General features: G+C 54.5%; 2 protein-coding genes. Both read left to right on the plus strand.

Annotated features, from left to right (window positions below; all coding sequences use genetic code 11):
- A partial coding sequence (locus tag ACOTYN_RS26155) for an HpcH/HpaI aldolase/citrate lyase family protein (RefSeq protein WP_421634800.1) occupies window positions 1–930 on the plus strand: 930 nt, incomplete at its 5' end.
- A 10-nt stretch (window positions 931–940) separates the two neighbouring features.
- On the plus strand, window positions 941–2,076 hold a 1,136-nt coding region (locus tag ACOTYN_RS26160), incomplete at its 3' end, for a DUF4236 domain-containing protein (RefSeq protein WP_421634801.1).

A 2,076-nucleotide genomic window follows, 5' to 3' on the forward strand; every position in this document is an offset into this window, starting at 1 on the left:
CTGGGAGCCACGCTATACATGCCTGCAACACGGGAAGATATTGCTGATGCCGTCCTGCACGGGAAAATCCCGGGTTTGCGCTCTCTGGTGATTTGCCTGGAGGATGCTGTCAGTGAAGCAGACATCCCCATCGCCCTCAAAAATCTGGAGCACCTGCTGCACGAGCTCAGTAACAGCATGCGTAGCCTGGGTAAAAATGACTGGCCTCTGGTGTTCATTCGCCCTCGGCATGCCGAAATGGGCAGATGGTTAAAAGCGCATTATGATCTTTCCGCTGTCGATGGGTTTGTGTTGCCGAAATTTACCCTCAGTTCGTTAGCTGAATGGTGGGATATCATGGGCGGGACTCACCTGTGCATGATGCCAACGCTGGAAACAGAAGACGTCTTTGACGTGGTTCAGATGCGCGAGCTGGCCACTCGCCTGGTGGAACATCCCTGCCACGACCGCATTATTGCGCTTCGAATCGGCGGCAACGATCTTATGAACGTTGTGTCGCTTCGCCGCCCCCGGGACCTGACGCTGTATGACAGCCCGATGGGCTACGTCATCAAAATGCTCGTTTCAGTCTTCGGCCCGCGTGATTTTGCCCTGACCGCGCCCGTATGTGAGCATATTGACGATCATGCCGTTATGGCCAGAGAGCTGGCTCTTGATATGGCACATGGGCTTGTTGGGAAAACGGCCATTCACCCGGGTCAGATAGAGGTCATTCAAAACGCGCTGATGGTCACTCAGGGTGAGTATTCTGACGCTCTGCGGATCCTGAACTCTACCCAGGCCGTGTTTAAGTCGCAGGGAGCAATGTGTGAACCCGCCACACATCGCCGCTGGGCGGCTGGCATTCTGGACAGAGCTCGTTTTTATGGGTTACAGAACGAGCAAAGCGCTGATGGAATCAGATTACTTACCGTGACCCAGCATCATTAAGGAAATCATAATGGGGTTCAGGTTCAGAAAGTCGATCAACATTATTCCTGGCGTTCGCCTCAACCTGAGTAACGGTGCACCGAGCCTGAGTGTCGGGCCGAGAGGTGCTTCCGTTTCTTTTGGTAGCCGGGGGACCTATGCCAATCTGGGCTTGCCCGGTACCGGGCTGAGTTACCGTACCCGGCTTGACCGGGCCGCGCGTTCCGGAGGTGGAAACCGGACGGCAACCGACCCGGGGCTCAGACAGGCGCTTGAGCAGGAAGCCGCTGAACTCATGTCAGCGGTAACCGCAATCCGTAATATTCACGAGCTGACGCCGGATCCAAAAACAGGCATCAGCTGGGCAGAGCTGGAAGCAGTATACCTGCATAACAGAACGTCGCCTTTTCAGGTTCCGGCACCGGTGCGTCCAGAAAAGCCAGACTACCTTGCATTGCCGGAAAAGCCTGCCGAGAGCGAAGGCATTAGTTTTCTGGGTAAATGGTTTGAATCGGAATCAGCTAAAGCTGAGCGCCACGCCGAAAATCTTCGCCGGTGGCAGCAGGAGCTGATTGATGTGGAGCGTGAGAATACCCTTCGACAGCACCGGTACCAGCAACAACGGACGGCCTGGGCCGAACAGTATGCAAACTGGAAGTTTGAAGCAGAAGAACATGAAAAACGGCTCGCCACGGCTCAGGCAGATGCCCGGCAGCAGTTCCGGACAGACGCCGCGTTTTTCGAATCATACCTGGCGGGTGTGCTGGCAGAAACTGAATGGCCGCGTGAAACGATTGTTGCATTTGAAGTAAAGCCGGAGCTATCAGCAGTCCTGCTGGACGTTGATTTAGCTGAGATTGAAGATTTCCCTGATAAGATTTACGGCGTTAATGCCCGGGGCACGGAGCTGACGGAAAAAGCCATGACGCAAAAAGCCGTACGCGAAAACTATGCCCGCCACGTCCATGGCTGCTTGTTCCGCCTGGTCGGTATCGTTTTACATACGCTACCTTTCGACAACGTGATTGTGTCAGGCTTTACGCAACGGGTCAGTAAGCGGACCGGCTATCTGGAGGATGAGTATATCCTGTCCTGCAAATGCACTCGCAGCCAGATGTCGTCAGTAAATTTTGCAGGCATAGAACACATTGATCCGGTTGAAGCGTT

The sequence above is a fragment of the Enterobacter cloacae complex sp. IR5458 genome (assembly GCF_049238025.1).
GTDB lineage: Bacteria > Pseudomonadota > Gammaproteobacteria > Enterobacterales > Enterobacteriaceae > Enterobacter > Enterobacter kobei.